20 protein-coding genes and 1 pseudogene are annotated in these 26,987 nt (G+C 71.3%); 13 read left to right on the top strand and 8 right to left on the bottom strand.

What is annotated here, in order from left to right; genetic code table 11:
* Positions 1-9: 9 nt before the first annotated feature.
* From E6P78_RS13700 to E6P78_RS13710, 3 genes are all read right to left on the bottom strand, one after another.
* On the bottom strand, positions 10-6,147 hold the full coding sequence (locus E6P78_RS13700; protein WP_136203842.1) for a type I polyketide synthase: 6,138 nt from the start codon (positions 6,145-6,147) through the stop codon (positions 10-12).
* The gene (locus tag E6P78_RS13705) at positions 6,144-7,727 is read right to left on the bottom strand and encodes a PfaD family polyunsaturated fatty acid/polyketide biosynthesis protein (RefSeq protein ID WP_136203843.1); all 1,584 of its coding nucleotides are present in this window, start codon (positions 7,725-7,727) and stop codon (positions 6,144-6,146) included. Before E6P78_RS13705 ends, E6P78_RS13700 begins: the two co-directional genes overlap by 4 nt.
* 69 nt (positions 7,728-7,796) lie before the next feature.
* Positions 7,797-9,023 carry an NAD-dependent epimerase/dehydratase family protein gene (locus E6P78_RS13710; protein WP_136203844.1) on the bottom strand — a complete coding sequence of 409 codons (1,227 nt, stop codon included), beginning with the start codon at positions 9,021-9,023 and terminating at the stop codon, positions 7,797-7,799.
* 777 nt (positions 9,024-9,800) lie between these two features.
* Here E6P78_RS13710 and E6P78_RS13715 point away from each other — a divergent pair.
* Complete coding sequence (locus tag E6P78_RS13715) at positions 9,801-11,213, top strand: wax ester/triacylglycerol synthase domain-containing protein (RefSeq protein WP_136203845.1); 1,413 nt, start codon at positions 9,801-9,803, stop codon at positions 11,211-11,213.
* 29 nt (positions 11,214-11,242) lie between these two features.
* On the opposite strand, the gene E6P78_RS13720 is transcribed toward E6P78_RS13715, so the two are convergent.
* Positions 11,243-12,673 carry an NAD(P)-binding domain-containing protein gene (locus E6P78_RS13720; RefSeq protein WP_240799201.1) on the bottom strand — a complete coding sequence of 477 codons (1,431 nt, stop codon included), beginning with the start codon at positions 12,671-12,673 and terminating at the stop codon, positions 11,243-11,245.
* A gap of 337 nt (positions 12,674-13,010) precedes the next feature.
* On the opposite strand from E6P78_RS13720, the gene E6P78_RS13725 reads away from it, so the two are divergent.
* From E6P78_RS13725 to E6P78_RS13750, 7 genes are all read left to right on the top strand, one after another.
* The gene (locus E6P78_RS13725) at positions 13,011-13,625 is read left to right on the top strand and encodes an ABC transporter ATP-binding protein (protein WP_136203847.1); all 615 of its coding nucleotides are present in this window, start codon (positions 13,011-13,013) and stop codon (positions 13,623-13,625) included.
* Positions 13,622-14,491, top strand: a complete 870-nt coding sequence (locus tag E6P78_RS13730) for an ABC transporter permease (protein WP_136203848.1) — start codon at positions 13,622-13,624, stop codon at positions 14,489-14,491. Before E6P78_RS13725 ends, E6P78_RS13730 begins: the two co-directional genes overlap by 4 nt.
* Before the next feature lie 89 nt (positions 14,492-14,580).
* Positions 14,581-15,102 (top strand): hypothetical protein, encoded by a 522-nt coding sequence (locus E6P78_RS13735; protein WP_136203849.1) that lies wholly within the window; start codon positions 14,581-14,583, stop codon positions 15,100-15,102.
* 344 nt (positions 15,103-15,446) lie between these two features.
* A complete protein-coding gene (gene lanL / locus E6P78_RS13740) occupies positions 15,447-18,233 on the top strand; it encodes a class IV lanthionine synthetase LanL (RefSeq protein WP_136203850.1) in 2,787 nt (928 codons plus the stop codon).
* Entirely contained in the window at positions 18,163-18,318 is a 156-nt protein-coding gene (locus E6P78_RS32765; RefSeq protein WP_168712617.1) for a VenA family class IV lanthipeptide, read from the top strand. Before lanL ends, E6P78_RS32765 begins: the two co-directional genes overlap by 71 nt.
* A gap of 184 nt (positions 18,319-18,502) precedes the next feature.
* Positions 18,503-19,615, top strand: a complete 1,113-nt coding sequence (locus E6P78_RS13745; RefSeq protein WP_136203851.1) for an ATP-binding cassette domain-containing protein — start codon at positions 18,503-18,505, stop codon at positions 19,613-19,615.
* Positions 19,612-20,478, top strand: coding sequence for an ABC transporter permease (locus E6P78_RS13750; protein WP_136203852.1), 867 nt, complete (start codon positions 19,612-19,614; stop codon positions 20,476-20,478). Before E6P78_RS13745 ends, E6P78_RS13750 begins: the two co-directional genes overlap by 4 nt.
* An 84-nt stretch (positions 20,479-20,562) precedes the next feature.
* On the opposite strand, the gene E6P78_RS13755 is transcribed toward E6P78_RS13750, so the two are convergent.
* Positions 20,563-20,940 carry a hypothetical protein gene (locus tag E6P78_RS13755; RefSeq protein ID WP_240799202.1) on the bottom strand — a complete coding sequence of 126 codons (378 nt, stop codon included), beginning with the start codon at positions 20,938-20,940 and terminating at the stop codon, positions 20,563-20,565.
* Positions 20,941-21,048: 108 nt separating this feature from the next.
* Entirely contained in the window at positions 21,049-21,819 is a 771-nt protein-coding gene (locus E6P78_RS13760; protein ID WP_136203853.1) for an SDR family oxidoreductase, read from the bottom strand.
* Positions 21,820-21,961: 142 nt separating this feature from the next.
* On the opposite strand from E6P78_RS13760, the gene E6P78_RS13765 reads away from it, so the two are divergent.
* Positions 21,962-22,570: a TetR/AcrR family transcriptional regulator gene (locus E6P78_RS13765; protein ID WP_136203854.1), complete on the top strand. Its 609-nt coding sequence runs from the start codon at positions 21,962-21,964 to the stop codon at positions 22,568-22,570.
* Between the two features lie 55 nt (positions 22,571-22,625).
* Entirely contained in the window at positions 22,626-22,769 is a 144-nt protein-coding gene (locus E6P78_RS32770; RefSeq protein WP_168712618.1) for a hypothetical protein, read from the top strand.
* 169 nt (positions 22,770-22,938) lie between these two features.
* Here the strand turns inward: E6P78_RS32770 and E6P78_RS13770 are convergent, their stop codons facing one another.
* Positions 22,939-23,394 carry a VOC family protein gene (locus E6P78_RS13770; RefSeq protein WP_136203855.1) on the bottom strand — a complete coding sequence of 152 codons (456 nt, stop codon included), beginning with the start codon at positions 23,392-23,394 and terminating at the stop codon, positions 22,939-22,941.
* Positions 23,395-23,878: 484 nt separating this feature from the next.
* Here E6P78_RS13770 and E6P78_RS13775 point away from each other — a divergent pair, with 484 nt between their 5' ends.
* Positions 23,879-24,385, top strand: a complete 507-nt coding sequence (locus E6P78_RS13775; protein WP_136203856.1) for a GNAT family N-acetyltransferase — start codon at positions 23,879-23,881, stop codon at positions 24,383-24,385.
* 316 nt (positions 24,386-24,701) lie between these two features.
* Positions 24,702-24,797: pseudogene (locus E6P78_RS13780) on the top strand (IS5/IS1182 family transposase); the annotation flags it as partial.
* A gap of 340 nt (positions 24,798-25,137) precedes the next feature.
* On the opposite strand, the gene E6P78_RS13785 reads toward E6P78_RS13780, so the two are convergent.
* Positions 25,138-26,178: a threonine synthase gene (locus E6P78_RS13785; RefSeq protein WP_240799203.1), complete on the bottom strand. Its 1,041-nt coding sequence runs from the start codon at positions 26,176-26,178 to the stop codon at positions 25,138-25,140.
* A 190-nt stretch (positions 26,179-26,368) separates the two neighbouring features.
* On the opposite strand from E6P78_RS13785, the gene E6P78_RS13790 reads away from it, so the two are divergent.
* Positions 26,369-26,987 (top strand): IS5 family transposase (locus E6P78_RS13790; RefSeq protein WP_136203858.1); only part of this gene is annotated, 619 nt, incomplete at its 3' end.

The following is a 26,987-nucleotide window of genomic DNA, read 5'->3' on the forward strand; positions in this document are numbered from 1 at the left end:
TCGGCGGTGTCAGGAAGGGCGGCGGACGAGTTCGACACCGATCAGTTCCAGCAGGACGGACCCGTCGGCGTCGATCAGTGCCGCGTCGCACCGCGCCCCCGTGGTGTGTGCCCTCCGCCCTCGCACCACACACCGCACGCCGCCGTCCACCGGACCGCGGCGGTGCACCCTGCACTCGGCCACGGCCATCGGCAGCGTCCCCGCCCCGAGCGCCACCTCGGCCCAGAGAACGGCGAGTTGGAGGGCGCCGTCAACGGCTGCCGCATCGAGCGGCCAGTGAGCGCCTGCCCACTCCAGGTCGCGCAGGCCCACCACAGTCGCCTCGGCTCCGTGATCCGAGGCGCCGTCCACCGTTCGCAGCGCATGGAACCGGGGACCGTGGAAGAGAGCCGTGCCCTCGTACGGATCTGCCGAGTCGAGCGGCTTCAGGCCCTCGGGGGTGTCCCATGCGTTCCCAACCGGCTTGTCGGCCCCGGTGTCCAGCACCGCCCGGAAGTACGCCGAACCGTCCTCGCCCCGCAGCTCCGCCTCCAGCCCCGACGGCGCACCGGGCGCGCCCCTGCTGCCGAGTACGGTGAGCCGGTGGCCGGCACCCGCCAGCTCTGGCAGGGGACACGTCCTGTACACGCGCAGATCCCGCAGGACGAGCGGGCCGGGGGCCGGCAGCCACGCCGCGGCCGCCCCGGCGAACCAGTTCAGGGCCATCGCCACGGGCAGCACGGGCGCATCGGCGGGTGCGTGGTCGGCCAGTTGCGGCAGCGAGTCCGAGCGGACCAGCAGTTGCGCCCTGGAAGGGCCGCAGGCCGGGGCCATGGCCGCCGGATCGTCCCCGGCCACGAGGACGACGCGAGCCTCATCGGCAGCGGCGCCCAACTCGGCGGTGAAGGCGGCCGCGCCCTGCTCCAGAGGGATGAGCGGGACGCCGGACCGGCCGAAGTGCGCGGCCAGGGACGGCGTGACCATGCCGCCCTGCCAGGGCCCCCAGGCCACGCATCGCACGAGGCAGCCGGGGCGGCGGGCCTGCTCGGCCGACGCGACCTGGTGAAGGACCTCGTTGGCCATGGCGTAGTCGCTCTGCCCCGGGTTGCCGAACACGGCGGCCACCGAGGAGAACAGGCAGATGACGTCCAGGGGATCGTCCGCCGTCGCCGCCAGCAGCGCCCGAAGGCCGTCCACCTTGGTGGACATGACCAGCTCGGCCTGGTCGTCGCTCTTGTCGGCGATCCGCTTGTCGGCCAGGACCCCCGCACCGTGCACGATGCCGGTGACCGGACCCCAAGTGTCGCGTACGTCGCGGAGGGCGGCGGCAACGGCGTCACCGTCGCGGGCGTCCACCTGGACGTACCGGACCGGTGAGCCGGCCGCCTCCAGAGCCGCCAGCGTCGCGCGCACCTCGCGCGCGGCCAGGATCTCCCTGGCCCGTGCCGCGATCCGTGCGGGCGAGGAGCCCGCCGCGTCCGTGCCGGCGCGTTCCGCGAGCAGACGGGTGAGGGCCGGCTCGTCGGACGCCGAAGCGAATCCCTCCGGTTCGGCGTCCGGGTCCGTCCTGCCCACCAGTACGATCCGGGGACGGTGACTCCTGGCCAGGTCCAGCAGGGCGGCTGCGGTCACCCCGCGCCCGCCGCCGGTGGCCACGATCACCGATGCGGAGGTGACCCGCCGGGCACCGTCCTCGGACGCCGTCACCGGAGAGGGCACCATCCGCAGCAGGGACCGAGTCCCGTCCGCCCGGAGACCGACCTCCATGTCGGCTCCGCCTTCGAGCAGCTCCCGCACGACCGCCTCCGCGACCCTCTCGTCGTCCCGGCCGCCCCGCTCGCAGTCGACGATCCTGACCGACCCGTCCGGCCACTCCTTCGCCGCGGTCCTGACCAGACCGGCGACCCCGCCCAGCCAGGCGCGGTCGGGCGCGTGGCCACCGAGCCCGAAGTCGCCCCCGGTGTCCTGCACGCTCACGAACAGCACGTCGCCCTCGGTCGCTCGCGGCGCCACCGTACGTGCCGCACTAAGCGCCGACCGATGGACCTCTCGGGCTGCCTCCGGCGTGCCGGACGCGGTCAGCGCGCCGAGATGGACGACAGCCCGTGCGTCCGACGGCACCTTCGCCGAGGTGGTGGCGTCCACGCCGTGCTCCGCGAGTTTCCGGGCGACGAGGCCGGCCAGCCCGCACCCGTCCGGACCCTCACCGGTCACCACGACCGGCCCGCCCAGGAGCCCCGCGGTCAGCAGGCCGGACGCCGGTGACTCCACCATGCGCGGTACCAGCCTCGTCAGTGCGACCTGCTCGCCGGTTTCGGCGTGGGGGCCGGGAAACCCGGCGCCCTGCGGAGTGCCGGTGTCTGCGGAAGGCGTGGCAGAAGCGGGAGTGCGACGGGGCTCCGGGACGGCCGGGCCGGCGGTGTCGGCGGAAGGCGCCGCCACGGGACCGGAGCCGGTGGCGAGCGCATCGACGATCTCGCGCAGGGTGCGGAGCCGGCCCAGGTGCCCGAAGTCTCCCGCCGCCAGGTCACCCAGCTGACGGCGAACGGCTGACAGGATCTCGACGCGCTTGATGGAGTCGACCCCCAGATCCGCCTCCAGCTCCATGTCCATGTCGAGCATCTCGGCCGGATAGCCGGTGAGCCGGGCCACCACCGACAGGAGGAGGTCTTGCATCTCCGACGGCGACAGGGATACAGCACCATCGCCGGGAGCGGGAGCGGGAGCGGGAGCGGGAGCGGGAGCGGGAGCCGGGGTCGGGGTCGGCACAGGTACGGGAGCGGGTGCGGCGGGTGCCGGAGGTACGGGGATGGCGGCCGCGGCCGGAGCGGGCACGGCCGCCTCGGTGCCTGACCCGCCCGTGACCGGTGTGTGCGGCGGTGACGACGGGCGGGGGAGTGGCAGCGGTGCGGGGAGAGCCGGTGCGGCGAGTGTGTCTCCGGCGGGAGGCATCCCGAGCATCGCGGCCAGGCTCGTCTCGGTCATCCGGAGAAAGGCCATGTGGCTGTCCGCCAGCATGCGTTGACAGGCCGCGTGGGTCTCTGCCGTCTGCCGGTGAACCTGGTCGACGGCTGCGTACAGGTCGGCGCCGTAAGAGGTGGCCTCGTGCGCGGGCGTCGGCCGCTGGGCGTGGACGGGAGCGGAAGTGGGGGCGTACGCGGGCACGGCCACTGCCTGGGTGTCGGACTCGGATTCGTACGCGGGCATGGGGGCCGCCTGGGTGTCGGACTCGGATACGTGCGCGGGCTTCGGCCGGTGTTCCGGCTCGCCTGCCGGCCCGGGGACCGGCTCGGCGGCTGCGGTCCCGGGCGGGGGCAGCTGCTGGTGGTTGGCTCCGCTGATCTTCACGGTCATTCGGGGCTCGCGCTCCTTCGCTGAGGTTTCGGGCGAGTCGTAAGGGGCCCAGAGAGTGCCGAGGTCAAGGGGGACACCGAGCACGGCGAGTTCACCGAGCGCCGCGTGCAGGCTGCTGACCCCGTCCCGGCCCGGCCGGTCCAGGGAGACGGCCGCGTGCCGGCGGTCGCCGAGAATCTGCCCTACCAGGACGGTCAGCGCGTTGCCCGCGCCGATCTCGATGAAGGTCCGTACCCCGTTCGCGTACATCGCCTCGATCTGGTCCTGGAACAGCACCGGCGAGGCGAGGTGACCGGCGATCCGACGGCGCACTTCCTCCGGGGCCGAGGGGTACGGTGCCGCGTCGGCGTTGCCGTAGACCTCGATTCCCGGCTCCATGAGCGGCACGGTGCGCAGGTACGCGGCGAGCGGTTCGGCGGCCGGGGCGACCATCGGGCTGTGGAAAGCCGTCGAGGCGGCCAGCCGCCGGGTGGCCACCCCCTCGCCGGCGAACGCCTTCTCGGCGCGCACGACAGCCTCTTCGGAACCCGAAAGCACCACCTGGCGGGGCCCGTTGTGATTGGCCGGCCAGATGTCGCCGAATCCGCCACCGGCCAGCACCTTCGCGACCCGCGCGTGGTCCGCCGCCACCGCCAGCATCGCGCCCGGTGCGCCCGACGCATCCCGCATCAGCTCGCCGCGGCGACGGGCCAGACCCACCAGCGACCCGGCGTCCAGCACACCCGCGCAGTGCAGCGCCACCAGCTCACCGAAGCTGTGCCCCGCCACGCAGTCCGGACGCAACCCCAACTCCCGCACCACCTCCAGCAGCGCCAGCGCGTGCACCGCGAGAGCGGGCTGCGCCCACTCGGTGGCATCCAGCAGCGCCCGCCGGGCCGCGCGCTCGCCGTCGGTGAAGGCGGGCGGCGGGAACACGACCCGGTGCAGGGTGCGCCCCTCGAAGCGGGTGCCGCCCAGCCGGTCCCACACGGCCTGGGCGGCGGGCGCCAGCATCGCGACGTCGGCTCCCATCCCGACGTACTGGGAACCCTGTCCGGGAAACAGGAAGCCGATGCGGCCGGGCGCGGGCTCCCCGGACGCGAACCGGACTCCGGACGGCGTGGAGAACGCCGTGCCGGGCCGCTGCCCGATCAGGGCCAGCGCCTGGTCGTACTTCGCACGCAGGTCCTCACCGTCGCCGGCGACGACCGCCAGGCGCACCCGGTCGGTTGAGGAGAAGGAAGTGTGGCTCTCCCGTGCCAGCGCGGCGAGCGAACGGCCGTCGTCCGCCCGCGGCGGCACCAGGTCCGCCGGCGAGGCACCGCTGAACAGGACGAGTTCGCTCGGCGCCCATCGATGGCGCAGGGCCGCGCGGCCCCGGGCGCCCGAGGGCACGTACTCCTCCAGCGTGACGTGGAAGTTGCTGCCGCCGAAACCGAAACTCGACACCGAGGCCCGGCGCGGATGTCCGGCAGGCCGAACCCAGGGGCGGGTCTCGGTGTTGACGTAGAACGGGCCGTCCGGACCGGCGGCCGCCGGGTTGGGCAGTTCGACCTTCACGGTCGGCGGCAGCACCTTGTGGTGCAGGGCCATGACCGCCTTGAGCAGCCCTGCCGCGCCCGCCGCGCACTTGGTGTGACCGATCTGCGACTTGACCGAACCGATCGCACACCACGGCCCGTCCGTACGGCCCGACGCACCGAACACCTCGTTCAGAGCCGCCAGTTCGGCGGTGTCCCCGGCCTTGGTCCCGGTACCGTGCGCCTCGACCAGTTCCACGGTCTCCGGCCCGTACCCCGCGTCCTCGTAGGCCCGGCGCAGGGCCCTCGCCTGGCCGGCGGGCAGCGGGGCGTAGATCGCCGTGCTCCTGCCGTCGGACGACGTACCGATGCCCCGGATCACCGCGTGGATTCGGTCGCCGTCGCGCTCCGCGTCGGACAACCGCTTCAGCGCGTACATGACGACCGCTTCGCCGAGCATGGTGCCGTCCGCCGCGGCCGAGAACGGCCGGCAGTCACCGCTGGGGGACAGCGCGGGCGTCTTGGAGAAGCAGAGGAACATGCCGACGTCGTTCCCCGTGTCCACGCCCCCGCTGATCACCAGGTCGGCCCGGCCGAGCGCCAGTTCGCCGACCGCGGTGGACAGGGCCGCCAGGGAACTGGCACAGGCGGCGTCCGCGGTGTGGTTGATGCCGTGCAGGTCGAACCGGTTGGCGATCCGGCCCGCGACGACGTTGCCGAGCAGGCCGGGAAAGGTCGACTCCTGCCACGGCGTGAACCGCGCCGCGATGCGGTCGCACACGGCCTGCGCCTCCGCCTCCCCGAGACCGCTCTCGCGCAGGGCGGCGAGCCACACCGGGCGATGGGTGCGCCCGTACATGTGCGGAAGGAGTTCCAGGGCGGCCGAGCCGAGGACGACACCGGTCCGGTCCCGGTCCACCCGGGCCCGGCCACCGGCGTCCGCCAGCACCTGGTCGGCGACCATCAGAGCGAGGAGCTGTGACGTGTCCGTCGACGACAGACCGGTGGGCGGCACCCCGTACGCCATCGGGTCGAAGTCCACCTCCGGCAGGAAGGCACCCCGGCGGGCGTACGTCTTGTCGGGGGCGGCCGGGTCCGGATCGTAGTGGTCCTCAACCCGCCAACGCGACGCGGGCACTTCGGTGATCATGTCCCGTCCGCCGCACACGATCCGCCAGTAGCCGGCCGCGTCCGTCGCACCCGGCACCAGGGCGCCAACACCGACCACGGCGACGGGGGTCCGGCCGAGCGGGGAGGCGGGCACGGTCTCTCCTTGAGGCAGGGACGGCGCCTTCGGAACGCCGGGGCCGCTCATGCCAGCTCGCAGGGCACGTAGGTGAAAGCCTCGGGAGGCAAGGGGACTCCATGGGTACGCAGTTGATGGGCGCGGGTGAGTACGGCCGCACCTTCGAGGAGGTTCAGAGCGATCTGCACCACGGTCCGGTGCCCCGGTTCGGCCAGCCACGTGCCCGTCACCCACCGGTTGAAGGCGCCCATCGACGGCCCGCACCAGATCTGGTAGTCGGCCCGCCGCGATCCGTGCCCGGTGATCGCCCAGCGGCTGGAACTGCCCAGGTACCAGCGGAAGACCAGGGCCATCCGGTGTTTCGGATCAGCTTCCGCACGCCTGATCTCGGCGGGATCGCGCTGCTCCCAGAACGCGCGCGTGCGCTGCCAGATCTCCTCGAACGGGGCGCGCAGCACATCACGTTCCAGCGAGGTCCGCAGGGCGGGCGGGACCTCCTCCAAGGAGCCGTGCGCCCGGTACGCCGCGTGGAGCCGGCCGGCCCGCTGGGCGAACATCGTCCCGCGCGACAGCACTTGCAGCTTCACGCCGAGCTCGAACATGTCGGCCGCCGGCGCCATGGCCACATCGGCGATGTCCGCGTCGCACAGCATCGCCTTGGCCTCGTCGGACAGACCGGCTTCGACGGAGGTCTGGTTGACCGACCCGACGACCACGTAGGACGCGCCGAGGGCGAAGGCGGCGGCCACCGCGTCGGGTGTGCCGAGGCCGCCGGCCGCACCGATCCTGACCGGCCGGTGGTAACCGAACCGCCTGCAGAGCGCGTCGCGCAGCGCCGCGATCCTCGGCAGCAGGACCGACAACGGCCGGTTGTCGGTGTGCCCGCCGCTGTCCGCCTCCACGGTGATGTCCTCGGCCACCGGCACGCGGGCCGCCAGATCCGCCTCCTCCCGAGTCAGTCGGCCCTCGGCCACGAGGGAGTCCAGGAGGGCGGCCGGGGCGGGGGAGAGGAACCTTTCAGCCACCTCGGGCCGGGAGACCTTGGCGAGCATCCGCGTAGGCCGGACGATGTCTCCGTCCGCCCCTCGGCGAAGCCCCCGGGCCGAGCACCACACGACGGCCGGGGTCAGCTCCATGTACGCCGACGCGGAGACCCGGGGCACACCGCAGCGCACGAGAAGCTCCGCGACGCGCGACTCCAGCGCCGGTTCGGCCGGTGAGTGGATGAGGTTCACACCCCAGTTCCGGCGCCCACCCAGCTCATCGACCAGTGTGCGCACGGCCCGTTCCACATCCGCGTACGCCAGGCCGCCCGCGCCGAAGAAGCCGAGCATGTCCGCCCGGGCCATCGCCGACACCATGGCCGTCGTCGCGATTCCGTTCGCCATCTCGCCCGCGACATAGGGGAACCGGACGCCGTGCGCCTCGCAGAAGGTACGGCCGCCGAGCCACTCCGGATACAGCGGGGGCAGCGTTCCGAGGGCCCGGCCCGGCGGCACGGGCCCGTGCGCGAGCCCCAGCTCACGGCGGTCCGGCCCGCTGACCACGTGGACGGGCTCACGGATGCGCCGGGCACAGGCCGCGATCCCGTCGGGTGTGAAGGCCGGTGGGGACACGGCCGGGGAGCCGGAAGCTGCGAGGACGGGCACGGGGAGGCTCCAACGAGACAGGACGCGGGTCGGTCGACGGGGAAGGGGTGGGCTGAGGTGGTACGACGGTCAGGCGCAGCGAGCGGTCGGGGAGGCGGCCGCGGGTGGGTCCGGCGGGCCGGGCAGAGGCAGGGTGTGAGGGGCCAGGCCGGACCAGAGATAGTCGAGTCCCACCGGGGCGGACGCGGCCGAGATCCCCAGCCGCGATCTGACCCGTGTGTCGTCGAACCGCCGCCGGTGGGCGAGGTAGGCCGTCATGCCCGGGTAGAAGTCCAGCAGTGCTTCCAGGGCCGACAGGGTGCCCGGTTTGTCGGCGACCAGTTCGATCGAGAGCGGGACCAGCCGTTCCAGCAGGGCCACGACCGTCGGCACGGGCACGTCGCGGTCGTGCACGACGTGGTACGTGTCGACCCCGCCCGACGGCGTCCGGCCGGCCAGCCGCACCATGACCTCGGCCGCGTGCTCCACCTGCAGGAGGTTCAGCCGGCCGTGCGGATGCCCCACCATCCGGACGCGGGGGCGCGCCGCCGGGGTGTGGCCCCGGAGCACGCGGCCGTGGGGGCCGGGCCCCGGGTGACTTCCAGGAGCGGACGGCGATACGCCCCCGTCGCGTTCCGGGCCGGCGGCGCGCAGCGCTTCGCGCAGGACTCGCTCGATGACGAGCAGCGGATGCGAGGGAAGTGCGGGGTGCGGAGGCAGGTCGGTGACCAGAATGCTCGGCCGCAGGATCAGGGCCGGGCGGCCGTGCTCCCTGGACCACGCGTGTACCAGCAGCTCCGCCTCGTACTTGGAGCGTTCGTAGGCGTTCTCGAAGCCGCAGACGTCCTCGAGCTCGTCCTCGTACGCCACCCCCTCGCGTCGTGCCCCCGCCACGAAGGCGGTGCTCACGTGGTGGACCCGGGGCCGCAGACGGCTTGCCGCGGCCAGCTCCAGGACGTGCCGCGTCCCTTCGACGTTGGTCCGGCGCAGCTCGGGGAGGTTTCCTTCCAGGTTGATGCTGCCCGCGCTGTGCCAGATCGCGCCGATGCCATCGGCCAGCTCCTGGAACGTCCGCTCGGACAGCCCGAGTCGGGGCAGCGCGAGGTCGGTCTCCACCACCCGCAGCCGGCCCGGGAGTTCGGCCGTGAACGCCGCGGGCGCGCCCGTCACTTCGAAGAACTGGGTGATCCGGTGCAGAGCGTTCCCCGATCCCGTGTGTGCCAGGACCGTCAGGGACCGGTGCGTGTCGAGCAGACGACGCAGCAGGCGCAGTCCGAGAAATCCGGTGGCGCCGGTGAGGGCGACTTGCACGGCCATGGCTCCAAGGGCTTCGGAAGGACGGGCCCGCGCCCGGAGGCAGGGGACGGGGTCGCCGGCGGGCGACAGGGAAGGACAAGACACGACGGGCCGTCCCCGTGGCGCGGGCACGCCACGAGCGGCTCGACTCGTCAGGCCGGCCCGGAGCCGCGAGCGTTCGCCGCTTCTTCCACGGACCCGGCCTCGCCGTCAGGTCCTCGGCTTTCCGGGCCCGTTGATCTCCGGCGCAGGGCACACGATGTCAGACGGCGGCCGGAGCGAACGCCCCCGATCCGGCCGGCTCACCCGAACGGAGTACGTCGCACCTTCACCGGCGCACGCCCCGCAGCCAGGGCAGCAGCCGTCCCGCGCGCACGTTCCGGCGCGCCGCGGTTCAGCGGCATCCGCACGGAGTTGCGCACGCGGCACGTACCTCCTTCGAGGGATCTTGTCGACCGCGCTGCGACAGAGGCGTGCTCGGCTGGACGGCCCCGGACAGCGGCAGACGTTGAGCGGCAGGAGAGTAGACACGGCACGGGGAACAGGCATCGCGGTGGCCCGAAGAGAGCCGCGGCGCTCCCACCGCATTGAGCGGCAACCGGGCCGCGCGGGAGGGAGCCGGCATCGGCTGCCGGTGTGGAGCCACCGCCGCCCGCGGTCATCCTGAAGAGCGCGGCGGGGATGGACGGGCAGGCCGCGGTCCGCCGCTGATCCTGCCGCCCGCTCATCTGCGCCCCACCCGTTCTCTCCGCCCCGTCAGCCCGCACGCACATGTCACGCATTGGAGCCGAAAGCCCCATGTCCGTTTCCGATCAGCCCGCCTCGTCGGCGGAGTCGACGACTCCCGCCCCCTCCATCCCGTCCGCCCGGCCCGCGTCGTCCGGTCAGTCGGACCACTCCGGCGAGACGGGCCGGACGGCGCAGTCCGCTACCTTTCCCCACCAGCCCGCCCACCCCGTGGACCGCGCCTTCCTCAACCTGGAGCGCAGCCGCCCCGACGCCCACTGGGACTCCGGCGGTGTCGCGTACCTCAGCGGCCCGCCCCCCGCCCTCGCCGACCTCCGTGCATACGTGGGCTACCGCCTGGGTGAGCTGCCCCTGCTGACGAGCCGGATCGAGGGCGGGGGGCGGCCCCGGTGGCAGCCGGACCCCGGCTTCGCCGTGGACCTGCATGTGCACGAGGTCGTCGCCGACGGCCCGGCCGGGTGGGACTCCGCCCTGCACACCGCGCTCAACGCACCGTTCGCGGCCGGCACCTACTGGGGGGTCTGGCTGATCCACGGCCACGCCCCCGACGCGTACGCCGTGTGCTACCGCTTCCGGCACGCCTGTCAGGACGGTTCGGCCGCGGCCATGACCTTCCGGGCCGTGCTCGGTGAGGGCGAGCCCTCGGCCCGCCCGGTGCCCGACCGAGGTCGTCGGGCCGCGGTGCCCCGGCGTGTGGCCTCGGCCGTCGGGCTGGCCGTGAAGTTCGTGGCCGGCACCCTCGTCGTACGTGGGCACCGCCCCGTCGCCGCGTACGTCCCCACCGGCGAGCGGCAGCTGTGGCGGGGCCGTGTACCGGTGGACACCCTCCGCCGGATCGGGGCGTCCCGCGGTGGCTCCGCACATGATGCGCACCTCGCCGCGCTCACGGGGGCGTTGAAGGCCTGGGCCGACCGCTCGGGTGTATCTCTCCCGCGGGTGACGGCCGTACTGCCCGTCGACGCACGGCGCCCCGACGAGGAACAGACCTGGGGAAACCGCTGCTTCGCCCTGCCGCTTGAGCTGCCCGTACGGGTCGCCTCGTCACACCCGGACGGCTCCTCGGACGATGACGCGGCCCTGCGGCGACTGGACCACGTCATGACGGCGACCCGGAAGCTGCGGGGCGACGTGTGGCGGCAGGCCATCGGCGACCTGGTCCGTTTCATGCCGGCCCGCCCCACCGAGTGGTACATGCGCAGGGTGCTCTCCCCGCGCGTCACCAACGTCATGGCCACCTCCATGCCGATCGCCGACAAGGGCAGCCTCGGCGAAACCCAGGTGACGGGCACCGCCTTGATTCCTCTGCTCGTGCCCGGGCACCTCTTCGCGGTCGGGCTCTCGTTCTTCGGTCAGTGGGCCGAGGTGTCCATCGTCGCCGACAGCGGACTGCCGCTGGGCGAGCTGCTGCCGGAGCTGTGGGAACAGGCCGTGCAGGAACTGGAGGACAGCTCGGCGCCGGTGTGAGCCGGGCAGGTGTCGAACCGTGCGGCCGGCTACGTGCTCCCGAGCTCCGAACCGGCCCCGGACAGGGGCTCGGAGGAGTGCGGGGCGGCCGTCTGCGTGTCGGCCGGATTCCTGGGCGGGGGCGGTCCGGCGGGCGGCGTCGGGAGCGCGCCGCGTGCGCGGCGCCGGCCCACCCGGAGCTCCCGGCGTAGGGCCCTCTGGTAGGCGCGGACGTCGATTTCGATGCCGTGGCGGTAGGTGGACACATACGCCCTGGCATGGCGGCGCCGCTCGCGGGCGATCGCCCGCGTCATCTCCGCCGGCGACGGGAGGGCGACCGGGCCCTCGATCAGATCGGCGATCCACTCCGCCTGGGGTTCCAGCAAGGGGAAGGCGGCCCCGGAGGGTTGGGCGAGACCCATGAAGTAGAGACCGGCGAGCCGCGGGTGAACCGTGCGCAGATACAGCTCCGTACGGCCGCTGTGGGCGGCGAAGACGGAGGGGCTGATGAAGGGGAAGGAGATGTTGTATCCGGTGGCGTACACCACGGCGTCCACGGATTCACGGCTGCCGTCCGTGAACGTCGCCGTGTCCCGGCCGAAAAGGCTGACGCCCGGCTTCGGGGTGACCGCGCCCCGTGCCAGCTGGACGAGGAGTTCGTCCGAGGTGGAGGGGTGCGCGGCGAGGGGTCCGCGGACCGGTTCGGGGAGCCCGTAGTGAGCCGGGGCGCCGCGGGTGAGCCGTAGGAGCAGCGCCATCGCCGGACCCTTGAGGAAGCGTGGAAGACCGGCCAGCGGGCTGCGGACCAAGTGGTCCGCCGGCCGGCCGAGCAGCATCTTGGGGAACACATGCGCCGGGTCACGGGCCGAGAGGTAGGTCCGCGCGGCCGTCCGGGAGACCTCCGCCGCGATCTCGCACGCGGAGTTGCCCATGCCGATCACCAGCACCCGCCGGCCGGCGTACGGCTCGGGTGTGCGGTAGTCGTGCGAGTGGACGGCGGACCCTTCGAAGTCCTCCGCCCCGGGGACGGCGGGGTCAGGGAGACGCGGGTCCCAGTGGTGACCGTTGGCCACCACCACATCGGTGTAGCGCCGGGACACCGCCTGCGCGCCCGCGTTCCCGCGGCGCCGGTGGACGACCTCCCAGCCGCCGTCGTCCAGGGGGCGCACCGAGGTGACTTCGGTGCCGAACGCGATGTGCCGGTGCAGACCGAACGAGGTGGCGTAGTCCTCCAGGTAGGCGAGGACCTTGCTGTGATGCGGGAAGACGGGGTAGCTCTCCGGCATGGCCAGCGAGGAGAAGGACATGCTCTCCTTCGAGATGTTCGCGTGCAGCGACGCGTACACCCCCGACATGCCGTTGTCGTTGCCGTAGCGCCAGAGTCCGCCGAGGTGTGAACCGGCTTCGAAACAGTCGAACGGTACGTTCCGTGAGGCGAGGACCTTGCTCGCGGCCAGACCGGACGGACCGGCTCCGATCACGCACGTTCTCCGCATGACTGGCCGACCTTCCCTGACCGGGCCGCAGCCCTGATGTGCACGGCGGAGCCCTGGGCGTGCACTCCGGTCTCGTCACGCTAGCCGTCCCTGCCGTCCCGAAGCGGGTCCACCGCCGAAAACCCGCCGCACGCGTGGTATCCCGTGCACGGGGTTGACGCCCGCGGAACGGCGCGCTCCAGCACCGTTTCCGCCGTGTGGCCCGCTCGTTGGGCACGAGCGGACCGGTTCCGCGGCCGAGCGGCCGGCCGGAACCGCCGCCGGGCCGGAGAACGCGTACGGCCCGGGACCTCGGGAAGACCTGTTACGACGGAGCAGCGCGATGGACGTCACGGATGTGCACCACTCCTACCGGCAGCATGCCGTCCTCCGGGGCGTCGGCCTTCGGCTGCGGCCCGGCACACTCGCCGGGATCGTCGGGGAGAACGGCGCCGGCAAGACGACCCTGCTCAAGGTCCTCGCCGGTGAACTCAGACCCGACCGGGGAACGGTTCGGCACAACGGCAGATTCGGCTACTGCCCGCAGACCGTCGTTCTGGACGACTCGTTCACCGTCCGCCAGCACCTCGACTTCTTCCGGAGCGCGTTCGGCCTCCCGGACCTCCGACGGGCCGGCGAGGTGATGGAGATCCTCGCCTTCACCGAATACCTCGACCAGCGTGCGGGCCTGCTCAGCGGAGGCTCCCGACAGAAGCTGAACCTGACGCTGGCGCTCATGCACGACCCGGACGTCCTGCTGCTGGACGAGCCCTACCAGGGGTTCGACTGGGAGACGTATCTGCGCTTCTGGGAGCTGGCGACGAGCCTGCGCGACGCAGGGCGCTCGGTGCTGGTCGTCTCGCACCTGGCGTACGACATCGACCGGCTCGACCTGCTGTGGCGTCTGGAGGGCGGGCGCCTGCACCGTCAGGAAACGCGTACGGAGGCCACGGCGTGAGGAGGCACTGGTCCCTGTTCACCACGGCGTCCCGATACGCGTTGATCGGACACGCCCGCAACCGGTTCGCGATGCTGCTGGTGGTCGTGTACATCCCCGTGTGGATCGGCTTGGCCTACGTGGCCATCCCCGACCGGCCGGCACCGTTCCGGCTACGGGCCACCGGCGAGGTCCTGTCACCGCCGGGCAACCACCTCACCCAGATCACGGGCGCGCTGAACGCGGTCACTTTGATCGCCGGCTTCATGATGTTCGCCGCCACCTTCACCGGGGGCGCCTTCGACCGCCGCCTGGCCATGGCGGGATACCCGCGGTATCACCTCGTCCTGGCCAAGCTTTCCGCGCTCACGCTGGTCTGCACGGCTGTCGCCGCGTACGCCACGGCCGCCGCCGGCTCCGCCTGGTCCCCCCGGCAACCCCTCATGCTGGCCGTCGGGTTGTTCCTCGCCGCCCTGACCTACGGGGCGCTCGGAGTGGTCTTCGGATCGGTGCTCCGCCGCGAGGTGGAGGGCATGTTCGCCATCCTGATGATCAGCATCCTCGACGTCGCCCTGCAGAACCCCCTCTCCAGCTCCGGCTCGGACAGCGCCGTCGTGCGTTTCCTGCCGACGTACGGAGCCGTGCAGGCCAGCATGGCCGCGGCCTTCTCCGACGCACCGGTGGGCGAGGGCCTCGCGATCCAGCTCCTCTGGCTCACCGGGGCCGCCTGCGCCGGGTTGCTGGTCTTCCGCAGGCGCACCCGCAACGCGCTGCCGCCCCAGCGGACGGCGAGCATCCCGGCGCCCGCCCGCCCCCAGGAGGCTGCCGGGCGGGTGGGCGCCGCCCCGTCGAGGGACCGGTGGCGTTTCGGCCCGCGACGGCCGTGACCTACGAATGCCGGTGATCGTTCTGTAGCCGTCGGGCACCGACGCGGTGCCCACGACGACATCCCCCTCGTACAAGGAGCAGCACTCCCATGGCCCTTTCGCGTACCGCCCGAAGCACGGTCCTCGCCGCGACTCTCCTGTCCGTCTCCGCGCTGGCCGTCCCCTCCCCGGCGCAGGCGGCCTCCCTGCCGCCCGCGTGTCAGGAGGCGCTGCTGGAAACCTTCGACAAGTTCCCCGTCGTCGACTTCACGGTCCCGGACAAGGCCAAGAACACCATGCTGGGCGAGGTCCTGGGCCTGAGCGAGACCGACCAGCAGGTCTTCACCGAGAAGGCGTGCGCGGCTTGGAACAGCTGGGCGACCGACAACGGCAAGGCCGTCGCCACGGACCTGGACACCCGCTACCGCAACGCGGCCGGTCCCGTGTGCAACAAGTTCGCCAAGTCATCCCTGGCGACGCTCAAGAAGTACGCCCCGAACGTGCCTGCCGAGACGCGCGAGCTGGAGAAGCTGGCCAAGAGGATCTGGAAGGACTCCATGGAGAAGCTGGCAGCCAACGCCACCAACGCCGACTGCCGTAGCGCGTACGACGCGGCGAAGGCGGGCTGGTAGAGGAACCTGCCGGGCAGCGCCACGCGCTGCCCGTGGGCAACCGGGGCTGGGGCGCGGTGAACGAGGAAACGTGCCGGGCTGGAGGCGGAGACCGCGGACTTGGGCTTCCGCCTCGACCTGGCCCCGGGGCCTGTGATGCTCGGCCGGCGCTGCGGGCAGCCGGCCCCGACCACCGTGTGACGCTCGCCGTGCGTGCGCCTCGCCGCGCGCCGGGCGGCGCCGTACACGGCGAGAGCAAGACCCGTGCGCTCGCTGAAGCAGGTGATTCCGGCTCGTGCGCGTTCCACGTTCACATGACGTGGGCAATTTCCGATCAGCGGTCCTCACCGTTGAGAGGGACACACATGACGAGCCACGCAACTGAAGTCGAGCTGGAAAGCCTTCTCCACCAAGCCCTGCGGACCACCCGGACGGACGCGCACTGGACGGCCGTCACCGACGACATGTGGTGCCGGGTCGCGTCACGAGCCGGGACCGGTCCCGACCAGGGCTGGAAGTTGCACTTGTCGGCAACGGCCGCCTCCGCGCCGACCGTCCTCGCGAAGGCTTTGGACGTACTGCTGCGGGACGAATCCCCCTTCAAGTTCGCGCGGTCGCTCGACCAGGTGAACGCACTCAACTCCCGTGCCACGCCGCGGGGCAGCTCCGGCAAGTTCCTCACCGTCTACCCGCGCTCGGACGCCGACGCGGTCCGGCTCGCCCGGGAACTGCACGCGGCGACGGCCGGGCTGGCCGGACCCCGGATTCTCTCCGATCAGCCCTACGCCCCGTACAGCCTGGTGCATTACCGCTACGGCGCCTTCACCGGCCGGCAGCGGCTGTCCGACGAGGGCCTGCTGATCTGGTACATCGAGGACCCCGACGGCAATCCCGTGGAGGACGAGCGCACCGGCCGCTACTGCCCACCTCCTTGGGCGGTCTGCCCGTTCCCCGCCGCGGTGCCCCTCCCTCCGAGCAAGAGGGACGCAGCGAGCAGTCAGGTACTGCTCGGCGGTCGCTTCGCGGTACGGGAGGCGATCCGACACACCAACAAGGGCGGCGTCTACCGGGGCACCGACGTCCGCACCGGCGCACCCGTGGTCATCAAGGAGACGCGACCACACGTGGAGGGCGACACATCCGGCCGTGACGTCCGCGACTGGCTGCGCGCCGAAGCCCGGGCGCTGGAAACGCTCAAGGGCACGGGGCTCGCTCCGGACGCGCTGGCACTCTTCGAACACGGCCGCCACCTGTTCCTCGCCCAGAGCGAAGTCCCGGGCGTCAGCCTGCGGACCTGGGTTGCCGAGCACTTCCGCGACGTCGGCGGCGAACGCTACCGCGTCGACGCACTGGCCCAGGTCGCGCGACTGGTGGACCTGATCGAGGCAGCCCACGCCCACGGCTGCGTCCTGCGGGACTTCACCCCCGGCAACGTCATGGTCCGCCCGGACGGCGAACTACGCCTCATCGACCTGGAGCTCGCCGCCGTCGAGGCCGACTCCTGCCTGCCGACCCGCGTGGGAACCCCTGGCTTCAGCGCCCCCGAGCGTCTGACGGACGCACCCGTATCCGTGACAGCCGACTACTACAGTCTCGGCGCGACCGCGTGCTTGGTCCTGGTCGGGAAGGTGCCGAACCTCCTGCCCGAGGAACCTGCCACCAGGCCCGACGAGGAACGGCTGGCCGCCTGGCTGACCGCCTGCGCCGGACCCGCGAACCTACCCGCCGGCGTGGCGGAAATGATCGTGGGACTGATGAGGGACGACCCCGCCGAGCGCTGGAATCCGTCCCGGGCGCGCGAGGCCCTCCGCAAGACGGACCCAGCACGCCCGAGGGGCAGAACCGAAGCCCAAGTCCCCCCAGCAGGCGGCGAGGGCCGGCACGACGCGGTCGCCGGGCTCGTCAACCACCTCGTCGACTCGATGACTCCGGCGGACGACCGACGCCTGTGGCCCGTGTCCACCACGGCCGGGGAGACCGACCCCTGCACCGTGCAGCAGGGAGCGGCCGGCCCCCTCGCCGTGCTGACGCGGTACTTCGAACTGACCGCAGACCCTCGCCTGCCCGAGCTGATCTCGGCAGCGGGCCACTGGGTCGCAGACCGCACCGACACCCGCTCCACCCGCCCCGGCCTGCACTTCGGGGGGCGCGGAACTGCCTGGGCGCTCTATGACGCCGGACGCGCCATCGATGACCCGGCCCTCGTCGAGCACGCACTGGCACTGGCCCTGGCTCCCCAACAGCCCACGCCCCACCACGACATCACCCACGGCACCGCCGGCAGCGGAATGGCTGCCCTTCACCTGTGGCAACGCACCGGTGACCCGCGCTTCGCCGAACTGGCCACCGACGCGGCCGACCGACTGGCGTCCGCCGCACAGCACGGGCCGTCCGCGGTGAGCTGGCCGGTCCCCGCAGAAGCACTGACCGGTGAGGCCGGTAAACGGTACCTGGGCTTCGCCCACGGATCGGCCGGCATCGGCTGCTTCATCCTCTCCACCGCGATGGTCTCGCAGCGCCAGGAACACTTGGACCTGGCGGTGGAGGTCGGCGAGCACCTGCTGCACAGCGCCGTATCCATCGGTGAGACGGCCCAGTGGCCCGCCCAGGCCGCTGACGAGCCCACCGCCCCGTACTGGTGCCACGGCGCGGCGGGCGTCGGCACCTTCCTCGTGCGGCTGTGGCAGGTCACCGGTGACGACAGATTCGGCGACCTTGCCCGCCGCAGCACGCGGGCCGTCATGGAACGAGCCTCCCGCGCCCCCCTCTCCCAGTGCCACGGACTGGCGGGCAACGGCGACTTCCTGCTCGACATGAGCGCCGCCACAGGGGAACCCGCCTACCGCGCGATGGCCACGGAAATGGGCCGCCTTCTCCTCAGCGAAGGAGCTCGCCGCCACGGGCACACGGTCTTCCCCAACGAGTACGGAGACGTCTCGACCAGCTGGAGCGACGGGGCCGCCGGAATCCTGGCCTTCCTCCTACGGCTCCGCCACACCGACCCCCGGCACTGGCTCGTCCAACTGCCGGGCCGAGCGGCAGAAGATCTGCCGCCAACCACCCCAGGAGAAGGAGAAACCAATGGAAACCCAGGACCTCGAACTGCTCGCCCACCTGCACGCCCTCCCGGAGACCGACCCCGTCGCCGCTGACGGAGCCCAGTTCTCGGCGACCTGCGAGTGCGTCGGCCTGCTGACCGTACTCAACACGGTCTGTATCGGCATCAGCTGCGCCTAGGACCGGCACCACGTCCGGCCGGCGGCTGTCCCGGGACAGCCGCCGGCCGGACCGCCGACTCGACCTCCGGCACAACCGTTCCCAACGACACACGACACAGGACACGCGGGCCGGACAGCGCAAAGGCCTCGTGTCACAGGCCGAGCGGAACCGAATGGTGACCACCAGACGAGGACCGGACCCCATGCAGCTTCACACCGGTGATGACGATCTCGCCCATGCGGCCCTCGCAACAGCCGCCATTGCCAGCCCGAACGCCACACACCCACCTCCGGACTCCAAGTGCGCCATCAGCACACGCGGCCTGACCAAGACCTACCCCGGACCGGACGGGGCGACCACCTACGCCGTCAGAGGCCTGGATCTGGACGTGCGACAAGGCGAGACCTTCGCCTTCCTCGGCCCCAACGGCGCCGGGAAGTCCACCACGATCGCCATGTTGTGCGCCCTGGCCCGCCCCACAGCCGGCCACGCCACGGTGGCAGGCGCGGATGTGCTCGCACAGCCCCACCAGGTACGACAACGGGTCGGCATGCTGTTCCAGCACAGCGCACTGGACCCGGACCTGACGTCCGAACAGAACCTCCGCATTCACGCACGCCTCTACGGGATTCGACGCGGCTATACCCGACAGCGCGCTGCCGAGGTCCTGGAGGTGGCCGGACTGACCGACCGGCGGCGTTCCCCCGTACGCACCTTGTCAGGCGGAATGCGGCGCCGCCTAGAAATCGCCCGTCAGCTGCTGCACGCGCCCAGCCTGCTGTTCCTGGACGAACCGACCACCGGCCTGGACCCCCACGCCCGCGCTCAGATCTGGGCGCACCTGTACGCCCTGCGCGAGCGGCACGGCACCACGCTCTTCGTCACCACCCACCACTTGGAAGAGGCGGGAAACTGCGACCGCGTCGCCATCATCGACCACGGCCGGCTGGTGGCACAAGGCACCCCCCTCGCACTGAAAGCCGCGATCGGAGACGACCGGGTCGTGCTGCACACCAACGACGACGCCACGGCACACCAGGTCGTCCGACGGATCGCGCCGCCGGAACACTCCGTCACCGTGGACCCCGGCGGGGTCTGCCTGCGCGTGCCCGACGGCAGCTCCTGGATTCCCCGCTTGTGCGCGGCGCTGGAAGGCCACGGCATCGCCGTCCGAGCCGCTTCCGCGACCCCGCCCACACTCGACGACGTCTTCTTCCACCACACCGGCCGCAGCATCCACGGCGCGCCCCCCGACCCGGCACCGACCACGTCCACCTCGTGCGAGCCCACGACAGCAACGGGCGGCGGCCGATGACCACACTCCCTCTCGACACCCCCAGCGCCCCTTCCGGCGCCTTGGGCAGGGAACGGCCAACCCGCCTGCAACACGAACTGCGCGCGATCCACGCCCTGATCTACCGCGATCTGCTGCGCCTGGCCGGCCAGCGGGCCCACACCACGCTGATGCTGCTCCATCCCGTGCTGTACCTCCTGATCCTGGGAGGCGGGCTGGCCGCTCTCATCCCCAACTCATCACTGGGGGTCGGCTACCAGACCTACCTCTTCCCCGGCATGCTGATGATGACGGTGCAGACGCCGGCCATCCTGGTCGGCATCCGCCTGATCACCGACCGCCAGAGCGGCTACCTGCGCGAACTCCTGATGGCCCCGGTCAGCCGCTCAACCCTGCTCCTGGGAAGCTGCGCCGGCGGCACCCTCGTCGCCACGGCCCAGGGCGCCGTACTGCTCAGCCTGGCGGGCGTAGTCGGTCTGCCCTACGACCCGCTCCTCCTGGCGCTGCTTCTCGCCGGGATGATCCTGATCTCCTTCACCATCACCGCCCTCGCCCTGACCCTGGCGGTGAGCCTCCGCAGACCCGAGGCGTTCCACACGTTGCTCGGCGTGGTGATGATGCCCCTGCTGTTTCTCTCCGGCGGCTTCTTCCCACTCCAGTCCCTCCCAGGCTGGACCCACGTCCTGGCCGCCGCGAACCCGCTCGCCTACGGCGTCGACCTGCTCCGCGGCAGCATCGCCCTACAGGTACCGAACAGGACGGCCGTCGATGGCCTGGAATGGGCCGGCTGGCAGCTGCCCCTCCCCTTGGAAGCGACCCTGCTCCTTATCAGTGGCGCAGGGGCTTTGATGTGGGCCGCCCACCGGTTCAAGCGACTGGAATGAGGCGCCGGCAAGTCCTTCCAGGCCCACCACGAAACGCGATCCAGCACCTACTCCGCATCGGCCGGTCCGGCTCGACGCGGGACCTCACGTCGTCGCGTTCTCGCCGAGGTTCCCGAAGACGCGCGGCACCCATAGGTCGAGCCGGGTGGTGAAGGCCGCGGCTGAGTTGATGTCGAACGCCGGTATCGGTCCGCCGTCGTCGAGACCGTCCCAGTAGTCCACGTCGGCCCAGCCGCCCCGAAACAGCACGACGGACAACTCGGCGTCCGCGGGACCGCGGATGAGCACGCCGACGGAGTCGGGATCACGCATGAGACCACGGTCAGTCTCAAGCCGCTGAGGCCACGGCGCGGTGGCGTCCCGCCACGTCACCTGCCCAACCTTGAGACCGGCTGCCAGCCATTGCTCAGCCCGCTCCGCGATTACTGCGGCTGCCTGATCGAGGTCGATGATGCGTTCCACGAGCGGATCATGCCCCACTGCGACGGCTGTCACCTGAGACCGAGAGCTTGCGCGAGCCGGTGGTGGTAGCGGCCGTCACAGAGGGCGGCGGCGATGCCGGCCCGCGTCTCAGCCGGCGATGACGGCCACGGCCGTGCGGCCGCCGTCCACATCCAGCACGGTGCCATGCACAAAGGCCGCCTCGTCCGAGGCCAGGTAGACCACGGCCTGGCCGATCGCCTCGGGCAGGCCATGGGCACCGGCCGGGGTGCCCCGCATCATGACGTCGCCGGGATGGGCCGGGGCGCCGGCGGGAGTGGGCGTGTGGACCACACCGGGCGACACGGCGTTGACACGGACCCCCTGCGCACCGAATTCGGCAGCCCAGCTGCGAGTGAGAGACTCCATCGCCGCCTTGGATGCGCTGTAGACGGAGCCGACGGGGACGGCCAGCCTGGCGATCCAGGAACCGAGGTTGACCACCGCGCCGCCCCCGGCCTCGACCATCGCGGACGCCAGGGCGGCGGTGAGGAAGAACGGCGCCTTGACATTGACCGCGTAGATGCGGTCGAAGGTCTCCTCATCGGTGTCGGGCGTGCTCGGGCTGGGGTAGATACCAGCGTTGTTCACGAGGATGTCGATCCGGCCGCCGAGGGTGTGCAGCGCGTCCTCGGCGAGGGCGCGAGAGGCGGCCGAGGTGCCGTCGAGGTCGGCGGCCACGAAGTCTGCCCTGCCGCCCGCGCTGCGGATCTCGGCGACGACCTTCTCACCGCGCGCACGGTTACGGCCGGACATGGCGACATGCGCGCCCTCGGCGGCCAGGGCCACCGCGATGGCCCGGCCGATGTTGCTGGTGGCGCCGGTGACCAGTGCGTTTTTGCTGCTCAGGCGATTACTCATGACGCGGATTGCTCCCGTGGGGTTGGGTGGTGCGGACGAACTGACGGCCTCGATGGTGGCCCGCACAAAATGGACTCGCAAGTCCAGTCCGAGGGAGCGGTGACCGACTAAAGTGGACCACAGGGTCCACAGAAGGAGCGCTATGCGTGGAACATTGACGGCCAAGGGAGAGGCCACCCGTGCCCGGATCATCCAGGGGGCTGCGGAGGTGCTGCGGGAGAAGGGCGTCGCGGCGGCCACACTGGACGACGTGCTGGGCCGCACCCGCACGAGCAAGAGCCAGCTGTTCCACTACTTCCCCGACGGCAAGGACGCACTGCTGCTCGCGGTGGCCCAGTTGGAGGCCGACCGCGTGCTGGCCGACCAGCAGCCGCACCTGGGCTGCCTGGATTCCTGGGCGGCCTGGTCACGCTGGCGCGACGCGGTTCTCGAACGCTATGAGCGGCAGGGCGACCACTGCCCCCTGGGCTCGCTGTTCCTGCAGGTCGGCCGGGATACCCCGGGGGCTCGGGCGATCGTGGTGGAGCTGCTGCGGGAGTGGCAGGAGCAGTTGGCTGCCGGTGTCCGGGCCATGCAGTCGGCGGGCCGCCTTCCGGCCGGACTCGATGTCGACCGGACAGCGGCGGCGCTGCTGGCGGGGCTCCAGGGCGGGGTGTCGATCCTGCTGGCAACCGGCAGTTCCGACCATCTTCGCGCCGCCCTGGACCAGGGAATCGCCGGACTCCGAGCAGCCGCCGCAACCGCCGGGTGAGTAGTCGCAGCCGGCCTCGCCTTGGGCCGCATCGCCCCCTGCCCGTCTCGTCACCATGTCCGCGATCGCGGCGCGGGCCGACAAGGCGTACGCGTACGCAGCCCACAAGAACGGTGCCTACTGGCGCCGCCGCGGGCCGCGCTACACCTTCCCGGCGAAGGCCGACCACCCGCGCAACTGCCAGATGCTCAGCCCATGACGCGCGTGGTGACCTGGGGCGGCGCGGGGACCCGCCGCAGTTCGAACCGTTACTCAAAGGGCACAGGACAGTGGCCGCCCGGTACGACCAGCTCTCCGTCCGCTACGAGGCGACGGTGCTGGTCGCAGCCGTGAACGAGTGGTTGTGACCGGCACCGTCACAACGCCCCTCAGACGATGTCGAATTCGTTGCCTTCGGGGTCCTGCATGGCGGCGGCGTAGAGACCCATGGCCGGCTCATCCTTGATCCGCAGCACGGCGGCACCAGCTTTGACCAGCTCTTCCACCGCAGCCTTGACCCGCAGCGTGCGTACGTCCAGCGGTACGTCACGGCCCCCACCGACCTTCAGGTCGAAGTGCCACCGGTTCTTGGCGGCCTTCGGCTCGGGAACCTGCTGGAACCACACCCTTGGTCCACGTCCCGCAGGATCGATGATCGACTCCGGGATATCCCCGGCACCGGCCGGCAACTCTGCCTCGGGCACCCCCATCGCCGCCCAGTAAGCACGCCATGTGGCATGCCCGCCCGGCGGAGGCTCAGGCACGTAACCCAAGGCCTCGGCCCAGAAAGTCACCATCCTCTGCGGATCGGAGCAGTCGATCGTCAGTTGCAGCGTCATCTCCATGGCCAGAGCATCCCAGACAGGTCTGACAGTCGATCTGCTTTCGCAACAGGCCCTACAGCCGGACACGCCCCGCAGTGGTGTTGCGGCAGTAGCCGCCCGGGGCCAGGTGCCGGATGGCTCGGGCCGGTCCCGTGGTGCGCCCGGACAGAACGTGGAGGAGAGGGCGTCCGTGCGGCGGGCACCTCTTCTGCATTTGGCTCACGTAGTGCGACCGCTACTGCCGAGAAGCTGAGAGCGGCTACTCCAGCCGTTCCGCACGACCCAGCCTGCGGTGACGTTGGCCCCTACCTCACCCATCTGACCAGCGGGCGACCTCGCGCCGATGTGCCATAGAAGCCGTTGCCATACCGATCATGGAGTCTGTCGATCGAACGGGAGTCTCGATCGGGTGATCGCGGACACTGCCCGGCATGAGAGCAGGGCTGGCGGTATACGGGGAAAATCCAGGGGAGCGGACGGCCGCGCGCTGCTACGGTCGGGCGCTATGAGCTGGCTCCCCGATGACTTCGTCCATCCCGTCCTCGTACAGCTGCCGGGCAGTGGTCATCACCTGCGGCCGATCCGGGAGGCGGACACCCCGCTCGACTATCCGGCTGTGATGGGTTCGCGCGAGCGGCTGTGGACCATCTTCGGCCCAGCCTGGGGCTGGCCCGCGGCCACCATGACATACGAGGCCGACCAGGCCGACCTGTTGCGGCACGAGAAGGAGATCGCCGCACACCAGTCTTTCAACTACGCGCTGTTCGACAAGGCGGAGACAGCTCTGCTCGGCTGCGTTTACATCGACCCACCGGAGAGGGCTGGCGCGGACGGCGAGATCTCCTGGTGGGTGGTGGACGAACTGGTGGGCAGCAAGGTCGAGCAGGCCCTCGACGAGCTGGTGCCGCAGTGGATCTCCGCCGATTGGCCGTTCGAGCAGCCGCGCTTCCTCGGCCGCGAGATCTCCTGGCCGGACTGGCTCGCCCTGCCGGAGCAGCCGACGCGTAGGTAGCTTTTGTCGTAATGCTCTGGGGACTTGGTGCTCGATCGGCCGTCTCGATTGGGTGATCGTCGGGTGCCCGGCGCATGCGAGGAGGGCTTCCTGAACAGCTCGCTGGTGTCGAATCACCGAGCAACAGGAGGTCCTGGTGTCGCAGTCTTGCGTGCCGATGCCCGCGCAGTCCACCGCGGGTACTCGGGAGCGTGACTGTCTGGCTCACCGGTTCGGAAACGCTGCTGACAATCGGCTGCGAGAGCGTCGGTATCCGAGCGACATGACGGACGCGGAGTCGCAGTTGGTCAAGGCGGATGCAGTGGTCGGCGCCGGAACCCGTGGCTTCGACGGCGGCAGGCTGGTCAACGGACGCAAGCGGCACGTCGTGGCCGACACCCTCGGCCTGCTGCTGGGGGTGATGGTCACCGCTGGGACAGCTATCTGCTCTGCTACCTCCGCGGCTCGGCGGACATCATCGTCGGGCTGGCCGAGCAACTGAGCTGATATCCAGCAACGGACAAGGCGGCATGCCCCAGGTGATCGATCCACCGGGCGAAGATCCCGCCGTCGGCACCGACAATGTGGTCGAAGTCGTCGGGGACTGGAGGGCGCCACCACCCCGCAGAGGCCAAGAGCGAGGACACCGGCGCCGACCCAGGTGGAGTCCCAGCCTCAGATCCAGATCCAGATCCAGTTCGGGCCCTGGTGTTCGCGGATGCCCTGCCGGTCCGGCTGGCGGCTAGCGGTGTCCCGGGGCGCGGGGAGACGCGCTAGTCGGCGACGAGCCGACTCAGGGCCTGGCCGGCCTTGAGTCCGGAGCCGGTCAGGACCAGGACGACGGTGTCGTTGGGGCTGACGTGTCCCGTAGCGCTGAACTGGCGGAGAGCCGGTAGGACTTGGGCGCTGGTGGGCTCGACGTACACGCCGGTGGCGGCGAGCTCTCGGACGGCGGGCAGGAGTTCGTCCTCGGCCACCACGGTGGCGGCGCCGTTGCTGTCCCGGATCGCCTGGAGGACTTCCCGATCGCGCACCGGCTGGGCGATGGCCGTCCCCTCGGCGAGCGTCGCGGGCCAGGTACGAGCGTCGACGGCGGCGGCTCCACTGGTGAAGGCGCGGACGAGGGGGCAGCACTGCTGGGGCTGGCTGACCAGGATGCGGGGCACCTGGTGGATCTCGCCGGACCGTTTGAGCTCGGCGAAGCCCATGGCGCATCCCAGAACGAGGCTGCCGGCACACGCGGGGACGAGCACGGCCGAGGGGGCGGTGAAGCGCAGATCCTCCCAAATCTCGTAGGCGATCAGCTTGACGCCCTGAAGGAACTGAGGGTGCCAGTTGTGGCTTGCGTAGAAGCGGGTGCCGGCACGTCGGATGGCTTCGTCGGCGACGTCCTGACGGCTGCCGGGGACGAGGTCCACGTCGGCTCCGTGCAGGCGGCTTTGCACGATCTTCGAGGGAGAGGCGGAGGCGGGCGCGATGATCTGGGCGTCGATGCCGGCGGCGGCGCAGTAGGCGGCGACGGAGGAGCCACCGTTGCCGCTGGAGTCCTCCAGGATCTGCATGACGCCTTGGTGGCGCAGCGTACTGATCATGACGGAGCTGCCGCGGTCCTTGAAACTGCCGGTGGGGTTCATGGACTCGGTCTTGATGGTGACCCGCAGGCCGGCGAGGGTGCGCTGCAGCAACGGGGTGCGGCCCTCGCCCAGGGTGACAGGTTCACCCTGGGGGAGAGGGAGTGCGGCGCGGTAGCGCCATTGGGAGTTGATGCTGGTGTCGATCTGCCGACGGGTGATGCCGGGCAGAGGCTCCATCATCAGCGGGCTGCCGTCGTCACCGTGCCAACGGGGTTGGTCGGGTGCGTAGCGGTGGCCGCTTCGGTCCGTGAGCTGGGGCGTGGTGTCAGAGGGCGGTATGTGACGTGATGTCGTGTTTGTTGTCGCTGGAACGTGTGGCAGATGCGTATCGGGGCTGATCGGGGTGTCCTGTCGTGCTGGAGTGTTCCTCGTGAGTGACCGCCAGCTCTACAAGAGCGACTTGTCCGACGAGCGGTGGGCCCTGATCGAGCCCGTCATCGCCTCCTGGAAGGCTCAGCATCCCTCCGTCAGCGGCCACCAGGGCACTTACGAGATGCGGGAGATCGTCAACGCCCTGCTCTACCAGTCCCGTACCGGCTGCCAGTGGGCCTACCTCCCCCACGACCTGCCCCCGGCCGGCGCAGTGAAGTACTACTTCTACAAGTGGCGCGACGACGGCACTGACCAGACCATCCATGATCTGCTGCGCTGGCAGGTCCGCGAGAGCCGGGGGCGCAAGGCCGACCCGAGCCTGGTGGTGCTGGACACCCAGAGCCTGCACGCGGCCGTCGGGGTGCCCGCCGACACCACCGGAAGGGACGCGGCAAAAAAAGTCCCAGGCCGCAAGCGCGGCCTGGCAGTTGATGTCCTCGGTCTGGTGATCGCGGTGGTGGTGCTGGCTGCGTCGGCGCACGACAACGCCGCTGGGATCGCGTTGCTGGACAAGGTCGCCGCCGACACCGACACGGTGCAGAAGGCCCTGGTGGACCAGGGGTTCAAGACCACCGTCATCGATCACGGGCAGAAGGTGGGCATCGACGTCGAGGTCG

It is taken from the genome of Streptomyces sp. A0958, from assembly GCF_004795035.1.
Taxonomy (GTDB): Bacteria; Actinomycetota; Actinomycetes; order Streptomycetales; family Streptomycetaceae; genus Streptomyces.